The 18,826-nt window shown below is 68.4% G+C and carries 11 protein-coding genes; 2 read left to right on the top strand and 9 right to left on the bottom strand.

Annotated features, from left to right (window positions below):
* Nucleotides 1–52 precede the first annotated feature (52 nt).
* The gene (locus Q8A52_RS00830; RefSeq protein ID WP_316747642.1) at nt 53–886 is read left to right on the top strand and encodes a L,D-transpeptidase family protein; all 834 of its coding nucleotides are present in this window, start codon (nt 53–55) and stop codon (nt 884–886) included.
* 241 nt (nt 887–1,127) lie between these two features.
* On the opposite strand, the gene Q8A52_RS00825 is transcribed toward Q8A52_RS00830, so the two are convergent.
* The 4 genes from Q8A52_RS00825 to Q8A52_RS00810 form a co-directional block, all read right to left on the bottom strand.
* Nucleotides 1,128–2,192, bottom strand: coding sequence for a hypothetical protein (locus tag Q8A52_RS00825; RefSeq protein ID WP_316747640.1), 1,065 nt, complete (start codon nt 2,190–2,192; stop codon nt 1,128–1,130).
* The gene (locus Q8A52_RS00820) at nt 2,192–2,854 is read right to left on the bottom strand and encodes an RNA polymerase sigma factor (protein ID WP_316747638.1); all 663 of its coding nucleotides are present in this window, start codon (nt 2,852–2,854) and stop codon (nt 2,192–2,194) included. Before Q8A52_RS00820 ends, Q8A52_RS00825 begins: the two co-directional genes overlap by 1 nt.
* 331 nt (nt 2,855–3,185) lie before the next feature.
* Nucleotides 3,186–3,926, bottom strand: coding sequence for a hypothetical protein (locus Q8A52_RS00815; protein ID WP_316747636.1), 741 nt, complete (start codon nt 3,924–3,926; stop codon nt 3,186–3,188).
* A 42-nt stretch (nt 3,927–3,968) separates the two neighbouring features.
* The gene (locus tag Q8A52_RS00810; protein ID WP_316747634.1) at nt 3,969–4,598 is read right to left on the bottom strand and encodes an RNA polymerase sigma factor; all 630 of its coding nucleotides are present in this window, start codon (nt 4,596–4,598) and stop codon (nt 3,969–3,971) included.
* A gap of 220 nt (nt 4,599–4,818) precedes the next feature.
* Here Q8A52_RS00810 and Q8A52_RS00805 point away from each other — a divergent pair, with 220 nt between their 5' ends.
* Nucleotides 4,819–5,241 carry a hypothetical protein gene (locus Q8A52_RS00805; protein ID WP_316747633.1) on the top strand — a complete coding sequence of 141 codons (423 nt, stop codon included), beginning with the start codon at nt 4,819–4,821 and terminating at the stop codon, nt 5,239–5,241.
* Here Q8A52_RS00805 and Q8A52_RS00800 read toward each other — a convergent pair.
* The 5 genes from Q8A52_RS00800 to Q8A52_RS00780 all read right to left on the bottom strand — a co-directional run bounded on the left by Q8A52_RS00800 (nt 5,238) and on the right by Q8A52_RS00780 (nt 17,469).
* On the bottom strand, nt 5,238–6,368 hold the full coding sequence (locus tag Q8A52_RS00800; RefSeq protein ID WP_316747631.1) for a hypothetical protein: 1,131 nt from the start codon (nt 6,366–6,368) through the stop codon (nt 5,238–5,240). The two genes, Q8A52_RS00805 and Q8A52_RS00800, sit on opposite strands and share 4 nt — an antisense overlap.
* Before the next feature lie 25 nt (nt 6,369–6,393).
* A complete protein-coding gene (locus tag Q8A52_RS00795; RefSeq protein ID WP_316747629.1) occupies nt 6,394–6,828 on the bottom strand; it encodes a hypothetical protein in 435 nt (144 codons plus the stop codon).
* A gap of 308 nt (nt 6,829–7,136) precedes the next feature.
* Nucleotides 7,137–8,114: a L,D-transpeptidase family protein gene (locus Q8A52_RS00790; protein ID WP_408649157.1), complete on the bottom strand. Its 978-nt coding sequence runs from the start codon at nt 8,112–8,114 to the stop codon at nt 7,137–7,139.
* Between the two features lie 727 nt (nt 8,115–8,841).
* The gene (locus Q8A52_RS00785; RefSeq protein WP_316747627.1) at nt 8,842–9,339 is read right to left on the bottom strand and encodes a DUF1877 family protein; all 498 of its coding nucleotides are present in this window, start codon (nt 9,337–9,339) and stop codon (nt 8,842–8,844) included.
* Nucleotides 9,340–9,750: 411 nt separating this feature from the next.
* A complete protein-coding gene (locus Q8A52_RS00780) occupies nt 9,751–17,469 on the bottom strand; it encodes a golvesin C-terminal-like domain-containing protein (protein ID WP_316748721.1) in 7,719 nt (2,572 codons plus the stop codon).
* Nucleotides 17,470–18,826 lie beyond the last annotated feature (1,357 nt).

Here is an 18,826-nt window from a genome sequence, read left to right as displayed (position 1 = left end):
CCTTACGATGCCCCGTAGTTCGTCGGCGGTCACGCTGGGAAGCATTTCCGGCATGGGGAGCCTCGGAAGAACAACCGCCGCACTCACCTCGGCCGCCGCGCTCGCCGCACTGTGCGGCTGCACCGTGCAGGTCCCGGACGCGGACGGCAAGCAGCGGTCGCCGGTGCACATCCGGCTGCCGGCCGACCCCACCCCCCGCTCCAGTCCCAGTCCGACCACCACTCCGGCCGGGAACCGGCCCGCCCCGCAGCCCGCCCGTGTGCTGTGGTCCCGCGGCGACAGCGGCACGGCCGTGCGCGAGCTGCAGGCCCGCCTCCGCCAGGTCGCCTGGCTCTTCGACGGGCCGACGGGGACCTACGACGATCTGACGGAGAAGGCGGTCAGGGGCTTCCAGGGCAAGCGCGGGCTGCCGCAGACCGGGAGGACGGACATCGTCACCTGGCAGCGGCTGATGGGGATGACGCACGAGCCGGGCACCTGGGAGCTGTATCTGATGGGCGGTCAGCCGGCCGCCGCGCCCGACCCGCGCTGCCTGACCGGACGGGTGCTCTGCATCAGCAAGACGAGCCGCACATTGCGCTGGATGGTGGACGGCCGGACGGTGTCGACCATGTCGGTGCGCTTCGGCGCGCAGTACACCCCGACCCGCGAGGGCGTGTTCCACATCTACTGGAAGTCGCGCCACCATGTGTCGACGCTCTATCACTCCCCCATGCCCTACGCGATGTTCTTCAGCGGCGGCCAGGCGGTGCACTTCTCGTACGACTTCGCGGCGCGCGGTTACGCGGGCGGCTCGCACGGCTGCGTCAATGTGCGGGACGAGGCGGCGATCGCAAGTCTCTTCGGGCAGGTGCGGACCGGCGACAAGGTCGTCGTCTACTGGTGAGACCAGGGGCTTTGGGGCGCGGGCGGGACCGGGGGAACGTGTCCCGCCCGCGCCAGGTGCACGAGCCGTGAGTACGGGGGGAACCCCGGCTCTGTGCGACGGCCGATGACCAGTCGGCTCACTCAGTACTGCGTGCGAGTTGCCGAAAACGTCACACCCCGCGCGGAAAAACTTCTGCGAGTTATAAAAGCGCAGGTCATAGATGCAGGGAGAGGTCAGGAGCGCTGTACGCAGGGAAAGGTCAGAGGGCGCTGTAGGTAGGGCTCGGCGACGGGAGGGGTGTCCGGTCGGGCCCGGTGGGCCGCTGCGGGGCGAAGGCCGTCGGGGCGGGCAGGCCGACTCCGCCGTCCTGGTGGTGGTCGTTGCCGCCGCCGTGGTGATGGCGGCCGCGCCCGTCGCGTCCGTCCCGGTCGCCCTGGTCCCCGCGGTCGCCACGGCCGTCGCCGTCGTCGCCCTTGCCCTCGTCGTCCTGGCCGGCGGCGTCGGCGGCGGCCTCCAGGACGGCCCTGCAGTACTTCCACACGCGCGCGGAGCCGCCCGCCGCCCCCTCCAGGGCGCGCCTGCGGTCCGAGCCCAGGGTCTTGCCGTCCCGGATGTCGCGGCAGGCCTCGGCCACACTGCGCCCCCAGGTGCCGGTCCCGTCGGCGGTGCCGGGGGTGCCGCGCTCGTCCGTGCTCCTGCCGTCCCCGCCGTCCTTGCCCGCCGCGTCGCGCGAGGAGCCGGCGCTCGGGTACCCGCCCGCCGTGTCGCTGGGCGTCGGCGTACCCGACGTACCGCCCTGCACGTTGTCCCGCGAGGGGGAGCCGGCCGGGCGGTCGGGGGTCACGGCGGCCGAGACCGAGGCTCCGGGCCCGGGCTTCTCGTCACCGAAGGGCGTCGGCAGGGCTCCGGTTCCGGCGGCCACGGCGACCCCGCCGACCATGCCCACGGCCAGCACGGCGGCGAGCCCCAGGCGTGCGGGGCGGGCCCAGCGCGGGCGGCGGGCGGCGCGGGACGGGCTGCCGATGCGGACCAGTCCGACGTCCGAGGAGCGGCCGGTGCGCCGCACGGCGGACTCATCGCCGTGGCCGACGGCGAGCTCCTCGGCGGCCGTGGCCTCGCGCGCCTTGCGGAAGGCGGCCAACGCGGCTTCCTCACCTGGGAGTTCGGCGTCGGCCGGGGTGGTGTCGGGGGAGAGTGCGCCGAGGGCCTTGGCGAGTCTTTCGGCCTGCTCGCGGGCGGCGGCGTCGACGGCTTCGAGCGACTCACCGCGCAGCAGATGTTCCGCCGTTTCCCGGTTCAGCCACTTGTACTGCTCGTCGGCCATCACATGTCCTTCTGCGTCCGCGCTCGCGTATGCGTCACAGTGGCGGACGTCACCGCACGGCGGCGCGGTTCTCGCTGGGCGGGCAGTGCGTCGAGCACTCCGGCCGATTCCGGATCCTCCCCGAGGAGCTCCGCGAGCCGCTTCAACCCGCGGTGTGCGGCCGTGCGTACGGCGCCCGCGCGCTTGCCGAGCGTCTCGGCCGCGGTCTTGGCGTCAAGCCCCACGACCACACGCAGGACGACCGCTTCGGCCTGGTCCTGCGGGAGCCGCGCGATGAGGGAGAGGGTGCTGCCGGTGGCCAGGGCCTCGATGGCCTCGCCCGCGGTGTCGGACTCCGCTGCCCGGCCGGTGAGTTCGGTCTCGTCGCCGCCGATCGCGGGGCGGCGGCCGCGCATCCGTATGTGGTCCAGCGCGCGGTTGCGGGCGATACGGGCCGCCCAGCCGCGGAACCGGTCCGCGTCCCCGCTGAACCGCTCCAGGTCACGGGCTATCTGCAGCCAGGCCTCGGACGTCACGTCCTCGGCGTCCGGATCGCCGACCAGCGTCCGTACGTAACCGAGCAGCCGCGGATGCACCGCGCGGTACACAGTCCGGAAAGCGGTCTCGTCCCCGTCCTGTGCCGCACGCACCGCGGCGGTCAGCTCCGCGTCGTCCCCCAGCACCCGTGGTTCCTCAGTAGATGGTCGCGGCTTCGAGTCCGCCGATCGTTGCATTGGTCATGCATCTGCGCTCGACGCGAAAGGCACGTTACGACCTGAAACCGCTCCTCGTCCACGTCCGTACAAGATGCAACTAACTCGTGACGCACCGAGGTGTGACAGAAAACGCACTCATGGCGCTGTAGGAAGTACGGGCCGCCGCGCGGCTCGTGCCGCGCGACGGCCGGGGCCTCTCCTGTGGGGGGTGGCGGCCCCGGTCGTTGCCTCGGCAGCACAAATCCGGCCACTCACGGTCAAATCCGGGGTGAGCCGAATCACTTCTCCCTGACGGGAATCACTTCTTCTTGGTGGAGTTCGGGTTCGGGCTGCTTTTCGCGGCACCGCCCGACTCGTCACCCTTGTCGCTCTTGTCGGCCTTGCCGGACTTGTCGGGCTGGTTCGCCTTCTTGTCGTCCGCCCGCGCCAACTGCCCGGCGCAGTACGCCGCGACGTTCTTCTCGCCGCCCGCGGCCTGCACGAGCCGCTGCCAGGCCGTCGAATCCAGCGCCTTGCCATGCCCCGTGACCTGCTCATAGGCACGGCAGTGGGCAAGGGTGTCCTTGGCGGTGTCCGGACGGTCGTGCGTCGCCGGGCCGGAGGGCGCGGGCGAGGTGCGGGACGGCCGGACGGCGGGCCCGTCCGTGGTGCCGGTCGCCGGTGCGGGGTGGTGCCCGTCGACGTTCCCCCGGTGGGAGGAGGTGACCGTGCCGATGGCCGCGACCGCGACACCGCCCAGGGTGAGGCTCGCCAGCGCCATCGCCACCGTGGTCTTCACCGAGCGCCGTCCGCGCCCGCGCTCACGGGGCCGCCAGTCGTCCCGGCGCCGGGCCTCCGCCCGGTGCGCCCCGGCGTCGCGGGCGGCCCGGAAGGCGGCCGTGGCACGCTGCTCGGCCTCGGGGTCGACGGCGCCCGCCCGCAGGGCGGCACCGAGGAGCACCTCCAGGCTCTCGGAATCGAACGTCCCACGAGGGGCGGCGCCGTCCGGGTGCACGCGCCGACGGCCGGAGAGCCCGCCGCCGTTCTGCCGTTCACCCATGTCCGCATCCATCCCTGTCCGGCGGTCCGCCGCCGCTTCCGTTCATGTCGACTCCCCCAGCGTTCGAGAGCCGTCTTCCGTCACACCTTCCACCTCGTCCCCGGCGCCGAGCCGCCGGGCCAGCCGCTTCAGCCCCCGGTACGCGGCGGTGCGCACGGCACCCGGGCGCTTGCCCAGGACCCGTGCCGCCGCCGGGCCGTCGAGGCCGACGACCACACGCAGCAGGACGGCCTCGGCCTGGTCGCGCGGCAGTTCGCGCAGCAGGCTCAGCGCGCCCTCGGTCGAGATGGCCTCCAGCGCCTGCTCATGAGTGCTGTGCCGGCCGGGCAGCTCCAGTACGTCCTGTTCCAGCGCCGTCGCCCGGGGCCGTACCCGCTGGCGGCGCAGATGGTCGAGCGCCCGGTGCCGGGCGATCGTCGCGCTCCAGCCGCGGAAGCCGGCCCCGTCGCCCTTGAACCTGCCCAGGTCCCGGGCGATCTCCAGCCAGGCGTCCGATGCCACGTCCTCGGCGTCGTCGCCGACCAGACCGCGCAGATAGCCGAGCAGACCGGGCTGCACCCGCCGGTACACGACCGTGAAGGCTGTCTCGTCGCCCTCCTGGGCCCGCGCGACGGCCGCGCCCAGCTCCCCGTCGTACGCCTGACCGCGGCGGGGTTCCCCTCCCTGGCCCAAGAACCGTCCTCGTCCGTACCGAGCTCGCGCTCGTGTTCGCGCCAGCAGCGAATCCGTGCCGTGGGACACGACAGGCGTGTCCCACGTCCCACGTTTCTCAGCGCCGACGCTCACAGATCTGTCACAGGTACCGGCCGTCTCCCTGGTCCCGGCCGGTGTCAGTGGTGTCTCCTACGCTGCTGCCCCACTGACGGAAGATCTTGGAGCGGGAGGCATCGGCATGGGCGGCGACTGCTGGCGGGACACGGGCCCGTATCAGCGTGACCTGGCGGCGGCGTTCCGGCAGGCCCAGGACGCGGAACTGGCGCAGGACGACCACGGCTTCCCCGGCCGGACGATCGAGGAGCTGTGGCGGGACCCGGCCTGGCACGAGTACATCTTCACCGGTGGCACGTACTCGGTCCTGGACTTCCCCCTGCTCATAGACCCCGAGGACCCCGAGGACGGCCCCTTCATGCGCCCGCTGACGGATGAGGAGGTCCGGGCCTGGGCCCCCGACGGCCGCCCCACCCACGAGGATTGGACGGATGCCCTGGACTCCGACCGGCTCGACTTCCCCGACCGGGTGCACGGCAGATGCACGGTGCTCTACGTCGACGGACAGCCGGCACAGATCGGCTACTGGGGAGTTACGGCGGACTAGGTCCTGTCGTCGACCAAGCCGCCGACCACGACGCCCGTCACCAGGAACGCGGCTGTCGCCGACAGGAGGGTGGCTTCGTAGTACGACTCGGGGGTCGCCCACGCGGCCGCGCAGGCCCCGGCGGCGGCTCCGAGGACGGCGGCTCCGAGCCGCCACGCCTCGACCGCCGCGTCCCGCCGGGCGAGGACGACGGCGGTCACGACCGGCAACAGAGCAGTTGCCGCGGCCAGTTGCGGTGTCCCGAACATGACGCCGTAACGCACCGTCAGCGCGGGGAGGAAGAACAGCGCGAGCCAGTGGCCGAGGGTATGACGTACGAAGGTCAGCGTGGGCCCGGGTGCCGACGGCTCGGCGAGCCGGGCTGCGACCCGGCGGAGCACGATCAGCACGCCGACCGCCGCCACCGTCACCGTCAAGCGATCGCCCAGCCGCCCCAGGTTGTAGAGCAGCGCGGTGTCGTACACGACGAGGACGAGCACCCCGAGTGTCCCCAACGAGCCGATGAACACCAGCAGTCCGGGCACGGAGGCCGGGGTGCGTGAGGCACCCGTGTCGCGTGCCGCGAGACGGGCGAGGACGTACGGCGTGACGATCGCCGAGACACCCCGCACCACGATGTCGTCCACCGTGTACGGATTCCGCAGATCCCACTCCACCAGGCAGAACACGACGGTGTACGACACCGACGCCAGCGGCAGCAGCGCGGACCGGGCGATCCGCCGCCACAGATCGGCGTCGAGCCACCGCACGACCGTCGCGAACGCCAGTAGAACAAAGGGAAGTTCGAGGAAGGCCTGGACGCGCAGGACGGACGGCGCGAGCAGCGACGGGGCGGGGAAGCCGAACGCCAGCCGCCGAAGCACCGGATTCGCGGAGGCCAGGTCGAACCACCCGGCCGGCAGGTACCGGGAGATGAAGGACGGGTCGCCGCCGTGGACGCGCAGCACGTACACGGTGAACAGCACCTGGTTGACGTAGACGACTCCGGTCACCACCGTCCACGCGACGAACGGCGACACGGATCGGCCGGCCCTCGCGCCGTCGGCTCGGTCGTGCCGGGCCACGACACACGGAGCGAGTACGAGGCCCAGCGCGACCGACACGACCACCACGGCGTCCACGAGCACGTTCACAACCGTAGGGACAAGGTTGTCAGGCCGTCGCCGCTCTCCGTGCCCTCCCATGCAGCTTCAGATAGAAGAGCTGGAGGGACTCCTCGGGAGCGCCCGCCTCGAAGCGGTTGAGGACCTTTCCGAGGGGGTTCCAGACCCGCCCGTCCGGCATGCGCACGCCGACGGGCTGCCCGAAGTAGGCGTGCTGGCCCTCGTCGAAGTCCACCCACACCGCCCCCGCCCGGCGAACGAGCACCTCACCGACGTACGCCCCGAGCCCGAAGAGCGTCTCCTGCGCCTGCTCCCGGTCGGCCCCGCCCTTCCGCAGCCCGTCGATCAGGAAGTCGACGACCCGCAGGCTGCGCTCGGAGTAGTCCAGCGGCAGCCGGTTGCGGGCGGTCACGCGCGAGACGAAGGCCGCCGTGTACGCCCGCAATTCGTCCGCGCACGGCACGCGCATGTCCACTTCGCCCATGAGACCGTTCCCCGTTCGCTCGATGAGGGAGAACACGGAACCGATTCCCCCGCTTCACATAGCGGAAGCAGCGTCAGGAACATCACGCGCAGTGGACGTGTCGATCACCACACAAGGAAGTCGCAGCGGGAGTACAACCTTTCGCTTCATCGTTCACCGCCGCAAGCCGTGAACGGAACGCATTCGCCACCGTCGGGGCTCGGCTCCCGGAGGGTGTCGAATGAGACACGCCGCTGCTCGAACCCGCGGGCGGGCCGCCGGATCCCGGCGCCGTGACGCGGCCGCGAACGCGGTGTGCCGCGCCGTGGTCAGCCGATGGCGATGCGCGGGTGGGCGCCGGGCCGGATCCAGGCCATGATCCGGTCCATCGTGGTGCGCGGCACGGACACACAGCCGGCCGTCGCGCCCCTCCCGTTGACGTGCAGGAAGATCCCGGCGCCGCGGCCGGGCGTGGCGGGCCACCGGTTGTAGTTGATGACGAGCGCCTTGGCGTACTGGGTGGGGTAGTTGATCAGATGCTCGCTGCCCCTGTCACCGGACTCGGTGAGCGGAAAGTCGGCGCCCGCCGCACTGTGCATCGAGTTGTAGAACTTGGACTGGGGGTCCTCCACCCACCAGTCGGAGCTGTTGACGACGTGGTACGGCATGCTCGTCCCGCCCGCCTCGACACCGAAGCCCTCGGTGATGGCGTACGTCCCGGAGGGCGTGGTGTACGTCCCCTGCCGCCGCGTCGCTCCGTCGGTGACGCCGTTGGAGCCGACCCGGCCGGCACTCGTGCTGAACTGCTCCTTCCAGCCCGAGGCCCCCTTGGCCCAGGCGGTGACGGTGGCGTAGGAGCCGCTCGCCTTCACCGTGATGAGCTGGGTGGCGTCGCCCGGGGAGGCGGGGACGGGGAAGTTCGGGGCGGCGTGGGCGGCGGGCGGCGCGGTGGTGGCCCGGGGGGTGGTGGCCCCGGGGGTGGAGGCCGTACCCGGGGCTGCACTCGGCGAGGCCGAGGCGTCGTCCTTGCCCTTTCCCCTGTCCTTGGCCTTCGCGGAAGCCGACGCGGACGTCGACGGCGAGGACGATGCCGATGCCGATGCCGATGCCGATGCCGACGAGGAGGGGCCCGGCGCCCCCGTCCCGTCCGACGCCCCGACCGCGACGCTGTCGGACCCGGCGCCGCCCTTCGCGTCTCCCCCCTCCCCACCCGAGCCTCCACAGGCCGACGCCATCAGCAGAACACCGGCGACGGCCGGCGCGGCGACGAAGCAGGTACGGGCACGGGAACGCGAAGAGGGCAGCACGAAGAAACCCTTCGATGGGCAGCGGGCAGGAAAGGCACGGGCCGAGAAACGGCGGCCGGCCGGAACGAGGGCTGGTTATACAGCAGCGGTGATCGCGGAGGCGACCGAGAAGACGAACCGGACTCTCCACGCGAACCGCTCACCCGGTACGACAGTCGGTCCCACTGTCAGTGCCGCCGCGGAGAGGCACTTCACTTCACGCCGGACGGCAAAGCCACACTCCCGCCGAACACCCCACGGTTGTCGGCCCGCACCTCCTGACTCACCGTGATGTCCCTACCCCGAAAGGGCACACGAAACGTGAATGCGTACCGGTGTGACGTGAACCGATACCCGTGCGCTCGGTCCAACTCCCACTTCTCGGTGAAGCTCTTGAGCGTGATCTGGCTGTCGGTCGCCGTCACCCCGGCCCTGCGCAACTGACCAGGCATGCCGGTACTCCAGCACCGCGTCCGGGCTTCGCGGAGAAACCCGGGCCACCTGAACCATCTCCAGGTCGGAGTCGGCGGCGACCATCGCCGCGCACTCCTGCAGCACATTCAACGGACGCCATTCCTCGGCGCGGCTGAGGAGCGTCCCGGACTCGATCTTGCGGTCGAATACCTCACCATAGTTTCGCAGTAAATCCGTCCTCAAGAACGGCCATCCCGCGATCCAGTTCGTCCGCTGGTTCGCTGCACATGTACAGCGAACCAGCGAATGGCTGTAACCGACACGTGACCACGTCTCAAGCCCACACCGCTTTGACTACGGCGTGGCCTGCTGAAGCCGCCCGCCCATAGAACCCTTGGAGGTCCCGGTGAATGTCCAGGAACTCCTGCCTGACCTGAGCCTCTTCCCCGATCCAGCCGCCGAACTTGGCACCGGCAATGCCCCAAAGCTCGTCGAAAGAAACAGTCGCGAGAAAATCTGCGGCCTGCGACACCCCAGGCGGCTCCAGAATCATCAGGGGCGGGTTGGAGGGGTCGGCGTCAGCGCTGTGTGCCACGGGGCGGCCGCCGTAAATCGGCAGCGCCCAGGGCTTGTCGACGTCTGCATGGAGGACATCGGCTGCGGCATAGAGGTCATTGACGGAGTTGAAGACCTTCTCGATCGAGTCGGCGATACCTGCCGCGTACTCGTCGGGGTGGTTGTCCCAAGCCTCGGACATGAACGCCGCAAGCCAGGTGTGATCGTCCCGGATCTCGGACTCCGCAACAGCGCGAAGGTGTAGGTGGATGCTCACCGCGACGAGACCTCCATTTCGACGGCCCGCCTGTCGGGCCGAACGGACAGAATTTACTGGATGGCACTGACGACGAGACGGCCCGTCTCTTAACGCGGGATGCCCGGCGCTGCCAGGACCCCCTCCGACACCGGCGTGCCGTGTGTCGTCGAGATCGACCGATGCGGACAGGTAGCCATCCGTACGGAAATTTCGCAACAGATCCTTCGTGTGCACCAAGACCGCTGACGAGATCCTCGACGGCCTGGCCGCATATGCCCACGAATTGACGACTTAGGAAACCAGGGTACGGCAGGGCCGCACGGCAGCCATGCACAGCATGGAATTCCTTTCACCGTGCGGCCCTCCGCGCACTCCTTGCGGAGGCCGGTCGGACGGACGGACCCGGCACGTCCGGCCGACCGGCCGTGATCAGGCAATCAAGGCATACGCCTCTTTGAACATCGCTCCCGCGGCTGCGAAGCTCGGCACGTCGTCCGCAACGCCTAGACCGCCGGTGCCCACGTCCTCCGCCACGGTCCCGACCGAAAGCGCGGTGGCCGTGAGGCCAAGGCCCACGCCTGACAGGATGTCGACGAAGGAATGCCCTGCGCTCTCGTCCCCAGTACGCTTGCGCTCGTCTTCATCAGTCTCGTAGGCAATTACGCCCGGAGAGATCTGCGACGGCCAGACCTTGACCATTTCATTCGGCTTCGCATAGTTCGGAACTACTCCCGGCGGGAAGTCGAATCCGACCTTCGCTACACGCTTGTCACCGGATGCCTTGAGCTGTTCCTGCAGATACTTGACCTTGTTTTCGACATCCTTCTTACCCCGCCGCTCCGCGTCTCCGCCGGCATGCTTGGCATCCCAGACGTAGACCGCGTCGTCGGTCCAGTACAGGAGATCGGCATAACCGACTCCCTTGCCCGGCTTTTTGGCCGAACCTCCGGCGATCGTGTTCAGGTCGTCCCGGGGACCACCGGAGGCGCTCAGGTCCATGCTTACCTCGCCTCCACCCATCGGCTGGAACTCGGCCAGGTACATCGCAACGAACATGATCGCGGTGTCGTGTCCACCATCGTATTGATCGAAGTGGCACGACCCACAGAAGTCGTTCGGGTTGAAGAGCTTCGAAGCGTCCTGACCGCAGGAGGCACAGGTCCCACCGGGGTCTGGGGCGGGCATGTGCCCGTCGAGTTCGATGAAGCTCGTCGGATTGCCGCCGCCGAACGCGTACCGATTGCTGGTGTAGGGGTCGGTGCCGAGATGCATGTCGGCCAGCGCCCCGTTGTACATGTCCCGGGAGGTGAACCTGTTCAGGCCTGGGCTGTAGTTACGGAAGCCCATGTCGTACGTGCCGGACTGGGCGTCCCAGCGCTTGGCATTGAACCGGTAGGGGTTGTACGCCTCCTTGGTCGGGTCCGCGGCATCGGGCTTGTCGATGCCGGTGAACTCGGACGTGTCGTCGGAGCCGTAAGCCGTGTAGCCGTACGTCGCCTTCGTGTCGCCGTTGTCGTCAGTCAGCGTCTCGACATCGCTGTGACCGTTGTAGCCGTAGTAGCCGTCCTCGGTCGTGCCGTCGCTGTTGTGCTTGACCTGCGACAGGCGTTGGCCCCATGGGCTGTACTGGTACGACTTTGTCAGCGTGCCGGCGACCTTCTCGTCCAGGACCTCGTTCGACAGACCCAGGTACTCGAAGTCCGTTGTCTTGCCGTTGGCGGTCTCCGAGGTGGTGCGGTCCATCGGGTCGAAGGTGTATGTGGTCGACTTCATCGCACCCGTGTCGTCCATCTTCTGGGACTCCACGACGTGGTCGAAGCCGTCGTACACGCTGCGGGAGATGATCTTTCCGTCCGCCGCTGACGTCACCGAATCCTGGCGGCCGAACGGGTCGTAGTTGTACTTGGCGGTGGCACTACCGACCGTGGCGCTCAGCAAGCGGTTCCGGTCGTAGTCGTACGTGGTCGTCGTGCCCTTGACCGTCTGGCTGATGACATTGGCGTTGTTGTCGTGGACGTACGTGTCCGTACCTGCGCCGTTGCCGGTCTTCACCGCCTGCTTCAGCCGGTCGGCGGGGTCGTAGGTGTAGTCCGTGGTGGAGTCGAGGTACGCCGAGTGGTTGTCGGCGTTCATCTTCTTCGCCACGTCCTGCGACTTGTTGCCGTTGGGGTCGTAGGCGTAGGTGTGCGAGTCGACGAGGGTGCCGTTGGGCTTCTTCTCCGTCGACGTCTTCAGCGCGGCGTCCAGGTAGTACGTGTAGTCGACCGTGTTGCCGTTGGCCTTGGTCTCCTGGAGCTTCTGGCCACGGTCGGTGTACGTGTACGACGTCACCTTCGGCGAGGCGTCCGTGGCGGACTTGCCGACCGAGACCGTCTTCACCAAGTCACGCAGGTCGTACGTGTACTTGGAGAACTGGTCCGGGTGCGTGATCGTGTCCGTCAGGCCGTTCGCGTCGTATGTGTACGACGTGGCCTTCTTCTCCACGCCGGCCAGCGACTCGCTCACCCTCTGGAGCTGGTTGAGGCCCGTGTAGGTGATCGCGTACGAGTCGATCTTCGCCGTCGACGAGCTGTCGTCGATCTGGGTGAGGTTGCCGTTGAGGTCGTAGGAGTAGGCGAAGTTGTCCTTCTCCGTGTCGGCCGGGTCGCCGGTGGTGTCACGGACGAGCTTGACGGCGTCCGCCACGACCGTACCGCCGCTGTTCTGGAACAGCTGCAGCTTTGCCGCGTTGCCCTGCTTGAAGGCGAAGGAGCCCAGTGAGACCCAGGTGCCCTGGTTGGCGGTGGCGTTCTGGTCGATCGTCTTGTCGGCCGTCCCGCCGTCGTAGGTCACCGTGTACTTCGCCGTCGTCGCGGCGCCCGTCACCTTCGGGAACTTCACGTACGCGGCGTACGTGCCGTCCTTGGGGATGTTGAGCGTCCACGTGTAGGCGTCCGTGCCGGTGCCGGCTGCGTGGGTCTCGTGGTTGTAGCCCTGCTGACCGGTGATGTCTCCCTTGGTCCAGGTGCCGGTCTTTGAGGTGTTCTGGGTGTCGGAGTTGTCCGCCAGGACGACCGACTTGCCCGCCGGGACACCGTCGTCCGAGCGGGACTTCAACGAGCCGTCGGGGTAGAACGACCACGTCATCGTGCGGTTCGAGGAACCGCCCGCCGACGTCAGGGTCCGCTTGGTCTGCTGACCCAGGTCGTTGTACTCGTAGGCCGTCGTGATGTCCCACGGGTCCGTGGACGACCTCACCCAGCCGTTGTCGAAGTAGCTGTAGGTGGTGTCGTTGCGGACCGTCTCGCCGTCCGACGGCGGCAGGGAGGTCTTGGCGACCTGGCCCACCTTGTCGTACGTCGTCTCCGTGTAGACGTTCGGGTCGTTGTAGCGGGAGTCCGCCGGGTCGTACGGCTGGTACTGCTTGACCGGGCGGTTCAGCTCGTCGTACGACGTGCGGACAGTGAGGGCGTCGGTGGAACCGGCCGCCGTCGCCCGCGGCGTGAGCACCTTGGTGGTGTTGCCGACCTGGTCGTACTCGTACTTCGTCGTGCGGTACGTGATGGTCGACGTGCCGTCGTGCGGGACCTTGACCTCGGTCTGCTTGCCGCGCTCGTCGTAGGTGATCGTGGTCGTGTTGTTCTCGGCGTCCGTGGCCGAGGTGACCAGGCCGTCCTTGTCGTAGCCCTTCTTCTTGGTCTTGCCGGCCGTGTCCGTGACGACCGTTACCCGGTGGTCCAGGTCGTACTCGGACCTGGTGGTGTAGTCGGTCGGGTCGGCCGTCGCGTTCTTTTTGGGATCGATGACCTTGGTGACGTTGCCGACGTTGTCGTACTCGTACGAGACCTTGTCACTGTTCGCGTTGACCACGGACGTGAGCTGGTAGATCTCGTCGTAGTTGTTCGTCGTGACGTAGTCGGTCGAATCCGTCGTCGTCGCCGTGCCCTTGGGCTCGGTCGTCGTCTTCAGGTTGCCGACCTTGTCGTAGGTGTACGTCGTGGTGCGCGGGTCAATCAGGTTGTTCGCCGGCACCGTGGCCGAGGAGACCTGGTCCGCGTTGTCGTACACCGCCGTCGACACTGCGCCGCTCGGCGCCGTTGACTTGGTGACGTTGTCGTTCTCGTCGTACACCGGGGCCGGCGTCGTGATCACCACGCCCGTGTCCTTGGGCACGGTCTTGACCAGCGGACGCCCGAACGTGTCGTACGTCTGCGTGGTCACCTTGCTGTTGGCGTCGGTGACCTGGGTTACCTGGCCCCGCTCGTCGTAGACGAACGTCGTCGCGAAGGACTTCGCGTCCGTGATCGTGTTCGGGTAACCGGTCGGCCCGAAGCCGCTGTACGTCGTCGGGTTGCCGTTGGCGTCCGTCGCCTTGGTCAGCTCACCGTAGGCGTCGTAGTCGTACTTGGTGGTGTAGTCGTCCGGAACCGTCGTGGTCGCGACACCCTTGGGGTCCGTGACCGTCTTTACGTTTCCGAAGCTGTCGTACCCGAACTGCCAGGCGCGGCCTTCAGGTGACGTCTTGCGGAACAGGTCCGCCGAGAAGCCGTCGGCACGGGTCTGGTACTCGTACTTCGAGGCGTTCGCAGGCCACTTGGTGGTGTCCGCGACACAGGTGGCCGTCTGGTCGGGCACACCCGCCTTGTTGTTCTCCGCGTCGCGCTGCCAGAGCGGGTAGCCCGTCTTCTGGTCGTAGCAGTACGCGGTCTTGGCGCCGTTGTCCTCCTCCACGTACGTGACGTTGTTGTCGGCGTCCCAGCTCATCTTCGATGTCTGGGACTTGGCGTTGGTCGTCTGGACCGGCCGGCCGAAGTCGTCCGTCACGTACTTCGTGGCGTGCGTCTCGGCGTCCGTGACCGTGGTGTCCGTGAAGTTGGTGTTCACGGTGTCGGCCGCGTAGGCGAATCCGGTGTCACCGTTCAGGCGGTCGGTGATCGTCTTCGTCCACCAGTGGTATTTCGGGTCGTCACCCGCCTTCGGCTCGTAGTACGCCAGCTTGGTGTCGTGGCCGCGCGGGTCCGTGGCCGTCACCAGCTTGACGTTCTTGTTGCCCTGGAGGGCGTCGTAGGTGAACTTGAACACCTTGGGCTGGGACGAGCCGTCGCCGTCGGTGAACCGGCCGAGCAGGCCCTCGACCGTGTAGTAGAAGGAGACCTTGCGGCCCGAGATGTCCGTGATGGACTTCACGTGGTCGTAGATGTCCGGGTCGGTCAGGCTGGTGCCGGTGACCTTGGCGCCCGTGCCGTCGATGTAGTCGTACGACGCGTCGCCCCTCTTGTAGTAGTCGAGCGTCAGGGACTGCCGGCCCGCCGGGTCGGTGATGTAGGCGAGGAACTTCGCCGCCTTGCCCTGGGTCTTGTGCTGCTCGTAGGTGTACGTCTGGGTGTTGCCGTTCTTGTCGACGACAGACGTCAGATAGCCGTCGCAGCCGAAGTAGAACCGCGTGCCGTCCGGGCGCAGCAGCGTCCAGGCGTCCGGCACCGGGTCCTTGTCCGGGGTGCAGTCCAGGCCCGCCTTGGCCGTGATGCGGTAGTGGACGCCCGCGGGGGCCTTCCAGCTGCCGTCGGCCTGCTTGGTGAAGACGTGTGTGGTGCCGTCACCGTCGGGGAGGCGGATCTCCGTCGCGTTCTGCACCGGGTTCGGGTGGAAGTCCAGTGCCGCGCCGAGCCGGATGGGCCCGCCGACCTGGGCCGACCAGCCCGCGCCCGCGCCACCTGTCGTGTTGTCGGTGTCCAGCGAGTTGTACGCGAACCGCGCGAACGTGGTCAGGCCACGGCCCGGGTTGCTGAACGCGTTGTACGACCACACGGTGTTGCCGGAGGCGAGGTTGTTCATCACCGTGGAACCGGCGCCCGTGTTCTTGCCGGTGTAGCTGTAGAACTTCTCCAGGCCCAGCGCGTCGGAGGTGGGGTCCTCCACCGCCACGTTCTGCTTCAGCGGCGGAATGCCGCCCGTGCCGGCCGACAGCCAGCTGCCGTCGGAGACCTTCTTGACGTCCCAGCCGAGTACGTACTTGGTCCGCTTGCTGCCCGAGTCCGAGTTGATCGGCGTCTTGACCTGCGCCTGGATCGTCGTCGACTGACCCGGGGACAGCGGCGGGATCGCGGTGGACAGCTGGTTGCCGCCCGTCGTCGCGTCCGTGCCGTCGGGGAGCTGCCAGGTGTACGACAGCACCCGCTCGCCGCTCGCCCACGCGCTCGACGTGGTGTTGGTGACCGTGAAGGCCACCGTGTAGGTGGAGTTGGGGGTCATGCGGGCCGGGGTCTGCGGCGCGTAGTACGTGTCGTCCGTGGTGGAGTCGACGTAGATGACGCGCAGCAGCGGGCCGATCTGCGGGTCGGCGGCCTCCGAGGCCAGGAACATCGTCTGTTCCTGCGGGCCCGTGGAGGTCTCGTCCTTCAGCTTGATCAGGGCACCGTGGTTGGAGGACGGGGTGCGGGTCCAGCCCTGGGTGAGGGAGGTCGCGTCCCACCAGTGGCGGCCGACGTCCGAGACGGTGCCGACCGTGTCGGAGACGGTCCCCGAGTAGTCGCCGCCCGCCGTCGTCCACGCCGTGGTCGAGTTCGCGTTGTTCCAGGTGGCCTGCGTTTCGGTGAAGTCCTTGTTCAGGCCGTGGAGTTCGTAGATCGCACCGTTGGTCTTGGTGGTGGTCTCCGCGCCCCACAGGAACATGCGGGACTCCAGCACCGTGGCGGTGGTGGGGATCGCGCTGGTCGGGAACTTCATGACCGCGCGGGTCTTCTCGGTGGTGTTCGTGGGCGTGTTGTTGCCCACGCTCAGCCACTTCTGGCCCACGCCGTCCCGGCTGATGGTGTCCAGGTTGGTGGTCGGCGTCGCGGAGGACAGGGTGGTGTCCGTGACGCCACCCGCGGTGCCCTGGACCAGCCGCATCGTGCGGCCCGCCTTGGGGACACCGACGATGCGCGTGGGTGAGCCGAGGAGCTGGCCGTCCTTCGTCTTCACCGCGAGCTGGTAGTAGTACGACCTTCCGATCTCCACCGAGGAGGAGTCCGGGGTCGGAGTCGCGGTGGTGTCCGTGTATGCCGTCGCCGACTTGTCGATCGGGGCGACGAGCGTGGCCGCGGACGGGGTGAACGCCTGCTGCGTGGAGCGGTGCAGCTGGTACTCGGCGATGTCCAGGTTCGGGTCGCCGGTGGTGTTCGAGTAGGCCTTCCAGCTCAGCTCGGGGCCCGTGGAGTGGACGACCGTCGGCGAGTTGAGGGTGGTGCCGACCTTTCCGTAGGTCACCGTCAGCCGCGGGATCGTGGAGGTCTCGCCGCCGTAGTCGCCGTCGCCGGCCTCGTAGCGCGGGCCGCCCATCGGGCCGGTCGCCGACTCGTCGGCGGCCTTGAGGATGAACCCGTTGTTGACCGAGGTGCCGTCCAGCCACTGCTGGACCGTGTCGGTCACCGGGAACTTGTGCCACTGGCTGTACTCGCCGATGTCCTTGTTGATCACCGCCGGGTTGGTGAAGCGGACCGCGTCCGCGAGCACGGCCGTGGTCGCGGAGGCCGGGCCGTCGCCCAGGACGACCTTGCCCGCCGTACCGGACGCGAAGTCGATCTGCGCGCCACCCGCCAGCGGGGCCCAGACACCGTTGGTGCCGGACTGCTGGTTCACCGTGTAGGTGGTGGTACCGGTCTTGGACGTCACCGAATACGGGGCGTTGGTGGCCCGGTCGGCGGCCGCGACGTAGTGCACGTCGACCTGGTAGGTGCCCGCGTCCTTGATGTTCGGCTGCCAGGTGTAGGTGTCCCCGGCCACCGTGTCCTTGTTGTACCGGTAGTCGTTGCCGATCGCGTACTGCGTCAGCGTCGACCCGGACGTGGGCCAGGAGCCGGTGGCCGCCGTGGTGCCCGGGTCGCCGTCGTCCACCGTGTAGCTGGTGCCGGACAGCTCACCGACGTACGAACTGGTGTTGTTCCAGTTCGCCGTCGTCTCGTCCCAGGCTCCGGTCGCCCGGTGCACCTCGACCGGCACCTTCGTGCCGCCGCCGTCGTGCGCGTTGTCGAAGTACATCTCCAGACGCGCCGAGTCGAGCTTCGTGCCCGAGGGGATCTCGCTCAACGGGAACTTGATCAGGGAGCGGGCCGTGCCGGTGGCCGTGCGGCCGACGGACAGCTTCCACGAGGTGTTGTAGTTCGTCGTCGGCGCCTCCTGCAGGACCATCGTGTCCTGCGAGTCGGTCGGCGACGGCGCGATCGTGATCGTCGGGTCGATCACCACCGGGTACTGGCGGTCCTTCGCCGCCAGCCACTTCGCGTCCGGTGTCACGGTCAGCTTCCAGGACTTGCCGTCCTTCGTGAGCTTCTGCGTGACCCTCGTGCTGTACGTCTTGCCGAAGACGGACTTGTCCGCCTTCCTGGCGTCCGTCATGTACGGCGCCGGGATGACCATCGCCGGGGTGTTCGGCAGTGCGCCGTACAGCGCGATCGAGCCGTCCTTGCGGGCGCGCGGGACAAGCCCGTCGGTGTTCAGCGTGAACGTGAACTTCACCGGACCGGCGGGGCGTTCGGCCAGGGTGATGTTTTCCTTCACCCGGCCGGGACCGACGCCGTACTCCAGGTCCGCGCCGTGCGCGGTGTCCTTGTACGTGACCGTCGAGCCCTTGGCCACGGGCTTCAGCCTGCCGCCCGCGCCCTCGAGGCCCAGGGTGACCGTACGGCCGTCCGGCGACCGGAAGCGCACCAGCTTGTCCGTGTCCGAACCGAACCAGCTGCGGCCCTCGTTGGTCGTGTTGGCGAACGCGAAACCCTTGGCGTCCGTCGCGTGGACCGCCGTGTCGATCGGCTTCCAGGCCGCCTTCTTGCCGTCGCCGGAGCGGTACGACGTCGGCACGGCCGACAGTTCCGCCTGGACGCGGCCGTCGGAGAGCTGCCAGAACCGCGCCGTCGAAGTCCGCTTGCCCTTCAGCTCCTTGACCCGCCTGGCCTTCGGGGCCCTCTTGCCCTTCGGCAGCTTCTGCCGGTCGGCTATGCCCAGCTCGTCGTGTGACGGCGGCTTGTCGAGGTGGTGGTCGTCGTCTGCGAACCAGCCCTTGACGGTGTCGACGATGCCCTTGTCGTGGCCGCCCGATCCGGAATCGGACTCGGTTACGGCATAGGCGATCTGCGGCAGCGCGGTAGTCGCCACCGCCGACACGACAAGGCAGGAGAGCAATCTCCCATATCGGACTTTCACGTCCAGTGCCCTTTCTTTGGTGGCGCACCCGCGTTTTCACCGACGCCCTTGTGCGCGCATGCGCGGGGCGAATGCGGGCACGCCGAACTTCCGGTCCGGAGAATTCCGGCCGGAGACTGTGTCGAGCCGTGCCACGCGGAAGTGCGCCGGTCAGGCGCCCTCGACCACTCCTCTCTGTGCTCTTCCTGTGTGGCGAGCGGAGTTTTAATCACTCGGATGACGAGCTGTCAATTGCCAAGGCAAAACGGATACTTGACCCCACGTTGGGGCGGATCCCGGGATTTCCCTCCGGCGATTCGCCCGATTCTTCCGCCCACTGGAAAGCGGTTCGCCGCATGAGCTATAA

Origin of the sequence: Streptomyces herbicida, assembly GCF_032656585.1 — a bacterium.
GTDB classification, from domain to species: Bacteria; Actinomycetota; Actinomycetes; order Streptomycetales; family Streptomycetaceae; genus Streptomyces; species Streptomyces herbicida.
The sequence above is the reverse complement of the archived record's forward strand: the minus strand, read 5'-3'. Positions and strand labels throughout refer to the sequence as shown.